The organism is Streptomyces calidiresistens (genome assembly GCF_014141525.1).
Classification (GTDB): domain Bacteria; phylum Actinomycetota; class Actinomycetes; order Streptomycetales; family Streptomycetaceae; genus Streptomyces; species Streptomyces calidiresistens.
Genome location: NZ_VKHS01000469.1, coordinates 1 through 4,462, shown reverse-complemented (window position 1 = coordinate 4,462; position 4,462 = coordinate 1). Strand labels below are relative to the sequence as shown.

At 73.8% G+C, this 4,462-nt stretch carries 4 protein-coding genes and 1 pseudogene; 2 read left to right on the top strand and 3 right to left on the bottom strand.

Features of this window, described 5'->3' with window-relative positions; genetic code table 11:
- Positions 1-176: 176 nt before the first annotated feature.
- On the top strand, positions 177-890 hold the full coding sequence (locus FOE67_RS17785) for a putative protein N(5)-glutamine methyltransferase (RefSeq protein WP_228473999.1): 714 nt from the start codon (positions 177-179) through the stop codon (positions 888-890).
- Positions 891-978: 88 nt separating this feature from the next.
- On the opposite strand, the gene FOE67_RS17780 is transcribed toward FOE67_RS17785, so the two are convergent.
- The 3 genes from FOE67_RS17780 to pth form a co-directional block, all read right to left on the bottom strand.
- Positions 979-1,824 (bottom strand): LPXTG cell wall anchor domain-containing protein, encoded by an 846-nt coding sequence (locus FOE67_RS17780; protein ID WP_182665458.1) that lies wholly within the window; start codon positions 1,822-1,824, stop codon positions 979-981.
- Positions 1,825-2,047: 223 nt separating this feature from the next.
- Complete coding sequence (locus FOE67_RS17775; protein WP_228473997.1) at positions 2,048-2,710, bottom strand: hypothetical protein; 663 nt, start codon at positions 2,708-2,710, stop codon at positions 2,048-2,050.
- 96 nt (positions 2,711-2,806) lie between these two features.
- Positions 2,807-3,415: an aminoacyl-tRNA hydrolase gene (pth, locus tag FOE67_RS17770; RefSeq protein ID WP_182665456.1), complete on the bottom strand. Its 609-nt coding sequence runs from the start codon at positions 3,413-3,415 to the stop codon at positions 2,807-2,809.
- A 373-nt stretch (positions 3,416-3,788) separates the two neighbouring features.
- Here pth and FOE67_RS17765 point away from each other — a divergent pair.
- Positions 3,789-4,462 (top strand): annotated as a pseudogene (locus tag FOE67_RS17765) (N-acetylmuramoyl-L-alanine amidase); the annotation flags it as partial.

The following is a 4,462-nucleotide window of genomic DNA, read 5'->3' as shown; positions in this document are numbered from 1 at the left end:
CCCTTCCCCCGCCGCCCGAACCCCTTCCCGGTGACGCCCCGTGGACCGACGGCGGGGCCGAGCCGGTCCACGCGCCCGGGGAGGACGGGGAGCCCCCCGGCGGGGATCCGCCGGACCCCGGGGTCGTCGCCCGACTCCGCCGGGCGGGCTGCGTCTTCGCCGAGGAGGAGGCACGCCTGTTGATCGCCGCCGCTCCCGACCCGGCCGAACTCGACACGCTGATCGGGCGTCGCACGACCGGGGAGCCCCTGGAGCACGTCATCGGGCGGGCCCGGTTCGGCGGCCTGTGGATCGCCGTGGACCCGGGGGTCTTCGTCCCCCGTCGCCGCACCGAGTTCCTGCTGGAGCGGGCGGTCGCGCTGCTGCGACCGGGAGCCGTGGTGGTGGACCTGTGCTGCGGCTCCGGCGCGCTGGGCGCCGCACTGCTCGCCCGGGGGGAACGCCTCGAACTGCACGCCGCGGACCTCGACCCCACCGCCGTGCGGTGCGCCCGCCGCAACCTCGCCGCGCTCGGAGCGCACCGGGTCCACCGGGGGGACCTCTTCGAGGCGCTGCCGAGCGGGCTGCGGGGGCGGATCGACGTCCTGGTGGCCAACGTGCCGTACGTGCCCACCGAGGAGATCGCCCTCCTGCCGGGAGAGGCCCGCGACCACGAGGCCCGCACCGCGTTGGACGGCGGCCGGGACGGCCTCGACGTGCTGCGCCGGGTGGTGGCCGGCGCGGCACGGTGGTTGGCCCCCGGCGGTCGGCTCCTCGTCGAGACCGGCGAGCGGCAGAGGGCCGGGGCACTGGACGTCGTGGCGGAACACGGCCTGCTCCCCGATGCGGTGACCTCGGAGGAGCACGGCACCACCGTGGTCACCGGTACCCGCCCGAACCGGTCCCCGTGACGGGGGAAGGCCCCGTTCCCACTCCGGGGGGAGTGGGAACGGGGCCTTCCGGGTGGTGCGTGCGGGTGCGGTGTCGCCCGCGGTCGCGTCAGGCGCGGCCGGCGGCGTTGCGGCGACGCATCGCCATGTAGCCACCGACGCCCAGCAGGGCGGCGGCCAGGACGGAGGCGCCGATCACCGGGGTGTTGGAGCCGGTGTTGGCCAGGTCCGGGGTCTCGCTGCCGCCATCGGGGGTCACGCCGCCGGTGGTGGCCTCGGCGTCGTCACCGGTGGTGCCCTCGGTGCCCTCGTCGCCGGTCGAGCCCTCGGTGGTGTCGCCCGTGGTGCCCTCGGTGCTGTCACCCGTGTCGCCGGTCGAGCCCTCGGAGGTCTGGCCCTCGGTGGTGTCGCCGGTGTCGCCCGTCGAGCCCTCGGAGGTCTGGCCCTCGGTGCTGTCGCCGGTCGAGCCCTCGGTGGTGTCGCCCGTGGTGCCCTCGGTGGTGTCACCGGTGTCGCCGGTGCCACCGTTCTCGCCCGACTCCTCCGTGCCGGGGCAGGCGTGCGAGAGGAGGAAGGTGTTCTGCTTCTTGTTGTGCCCCTTCAGGGTGGCGGTGGCGTCGACCAGGACATCACCCACCGGCGTGGCGATGTAGGCGTGCTTGTCGGACGGCGGGCCGAAAGTGGTCAGCTCGATGGTGCCGGCCTTCTCGAAGGTCGCCTCGAGCTTGACGAAGTTGGTGGTACCGCGGGTGACGAAGTGCCAGCCGTCCTCGTTCTCGGACACGCCGGGGCAGGTCTCACCCTCCTTGGCGAAGTCCACCGCCACCGAACCGCGGTGCGGCTCGTGGAGGGTTCCCGACCAGGTGAAGGTCGCCGAGGCGGGAGCCGCGCCGAGGAAGATCATCGTCGCGGCGGCGGACGCCGCGAGGGCGCCCTTGACGGAAAAGATGCGCATGGAGGCCGTCCACATCTTGGGGGGACTTGATGAATATCGGACAACGTGGCTGCCATAGCTTCCTCGTGAGGGGCGATTTTTGGCAAGACGCGTCCATGGCAAAAAGCCCCCTTGGGGCGCCTATGACCGATTGGCCCCCTGCAACAGTTCTGTAACAGGCGTTTACCGCCCATCGGGGGGTGAAGTGCCGGAGTCCGGTGGGTTACGGGTGATACGGCTGTGGCTACCAGGTCAGGAAAATGCCGCCCAGCAGGACGATCCCGGAAATCCCGGTCGCCCAACCCGTGCGCACCATCCGCAGGCCGCCCCCGATGACGAGGGAGGCCAGCATCAGGGCCCCCGCGAAGGGCAGCGCGGCCTCCATCACGCCCGGCCCACCCGTGCGCACCGCCTCCACGGTCCCCGGCCGCAGCACCACCGTCAGGCTCTCGCCGGCGGAGCGACCGACCGATTGCGCCAACACCACGGATGGCGGAATCTCGTCCCCGGCCGCCGCGCCGCTGAACGGCTCGAACGAGCCGGCGCAGGCGTCCCGCCCGCACTCCCGCAGGGTGAGCGTCCCGCGCTCCCCGCCGCCACCACCCATCGCGTGGCGCATGGTGTCCCAGGAGGTCCACACCCCGGACGCCAGGATCAACAGGGCCACCACGGCCAGCACGCCGCGCAGCAGCCATCGGCCGGCGCGCACGGCCCCGCTCTCCGGCGGCCCCTCCGGCTCCCCGTCGTCGTCGCCCGCTTCGATCGGCTCCGTCCCCGGATCCTCCACATCGTGGAATCGCGGATCCCGACCGTCACCGCCCCGGGAACCCCGGGCACGACGGGACGGCCGTTCCTCCCGGTGCGAGTGGGGTCGGTGACCCCTCCCGGGGCGCTCGGTGTCGGACATGCCGCGATCCTTGGCCATGCCCCGCGTCGGGTCAAGGGACGTCGGGCCCGTCCCGGGGAGGGAGCCGAGCCCCTCCGACGCCCCGTCGGACGCCGCTCAGCCGTTGAAGGTGCTCTGCGCCCGTTCCAGCCCCTGTGTCACCAGGGCCTCGACGGCGTCCGCCGCCCGGTCCACGAACCAGTCCAACTCCTTGCGCTCGACGGTGGAGAAGTCCTTGAGCACGAAGGCGGCGACATCCATCCGGCCCGGCGGACGACCCACACCGCAGCGCACCCGGTGGTAGTCCCGGCCCAGGGCGGAGGTGATCGACTTCAGCCCGTTGTGGCCGTTGTCACCGCCCCCGCGCTTGAGGCGCAGCACCCCGTAGTCGATGTCGAGTTCGTCGTGGATCACGACGATCCGTTCGACGGGCACCTTCAGCCAGGAGGCCAGGGCGCCGGTCGGCCCCCCGGAGAGGTTCATGAAGGTCATCGGCTTGGCGAGCACCACCCGGGGGGACCCGGCGGCGGAGCCGGGGATGCCGAGCCGTCCCTCGCAGACCTGTGCCCGCGACTTGTGCGCCCGGAAGGAACCGCCGATCCGTCGGGCGAGCAGGTCGGCCACCATGAAGCCGACGTTGTGACGGTTCCCGGCGTACTGCGGACCGGGGTTGCCCAGCCCGACGATCAACCAGGGTCCCTGTGCCGTCTCCGTCGCGTCCGCCACGTCCGTCCGTCCCGCTCTCAGCCGTCCCGGGGCCCGGTGCCGACCCCCGATGTCGTCCGAAAGCCTACCGGCGCTCTCGGAACACACGGGGGTTCGATTAAGCTACGCGCGGTGATGCCGAGGTTCGTGCAGCGGACTCCGCCGTGCCCGTGAGGGCGTGAGGAGCCCTCACCCGTTCCGGCCCCACCCCGCGCGTCCCTCTGTCGGCCTCCCCCTTCGGGCGACCGGCACCGATCGCCGCACCGGTACCACCCCCGCCCCCCGTGGGGCGGACCCACCGCACTTCCCGTACTTCGCTGTGCCCGCGCCGCCCACCGGTGGCGCGGTGTGGTCGCGCGTCCCCACCGGACGCGCCCGCTGGATGGAGACGTCCGTGAAACGTCGTCTGTGGGGAACCTCCGTCGTCGCGGGGGCCGCCGTGTTCGGCACCCTCGTCATGCAGGGCATGGCCGGCGGCTCCACCGGAACCGCCGGGGACGACCCCTCGGCCGCCGTGGTCGAACCGGAGACGCACGAGGCCGACCTGGCCCGCTCCGCCGCCGGCACCCGCGCCGAACTGCCCCGCACCGCCACCGATCCGTTCAGCCTGATCGGTGTCACCTGGACCGACCCGGAGACCGAACTGGTCGGCACCGTCGAGGCCCGGGTACGGGACGCCTCCGGCGGCGGCTGGTCCTCCTGGCTGGCCCTGGAGCCGAACCCCGTCCCGGCCGAGTGGGAGGACGCCGAGCGCGGCGGCACCGAGCCGCTGTGGGTGGGCCCCTCCGACGGCATCGAGGTGCGGGTGGTCTCGGACGCCGGGGTCGCCGGGAAACTGCCCGCGGGGCTGCGGGTGGACATGATCGACCCGGGAACCGGCACCGCGCGGACCATGGACCCGGCGGGCTTCGCCCGGGACGAGACCACCGGCGGCGGTGCCGACACGCCCGTGCCGGGCACGACGCCCGCGCCGGTCGCCGACCGGGAGCCCCAACCCGCTCCCGGGCCCCGGGACACCGTCCCCACCACGGCGGAGCTCACCGCCGAGGCGACCGGGGAGCCCGCCCC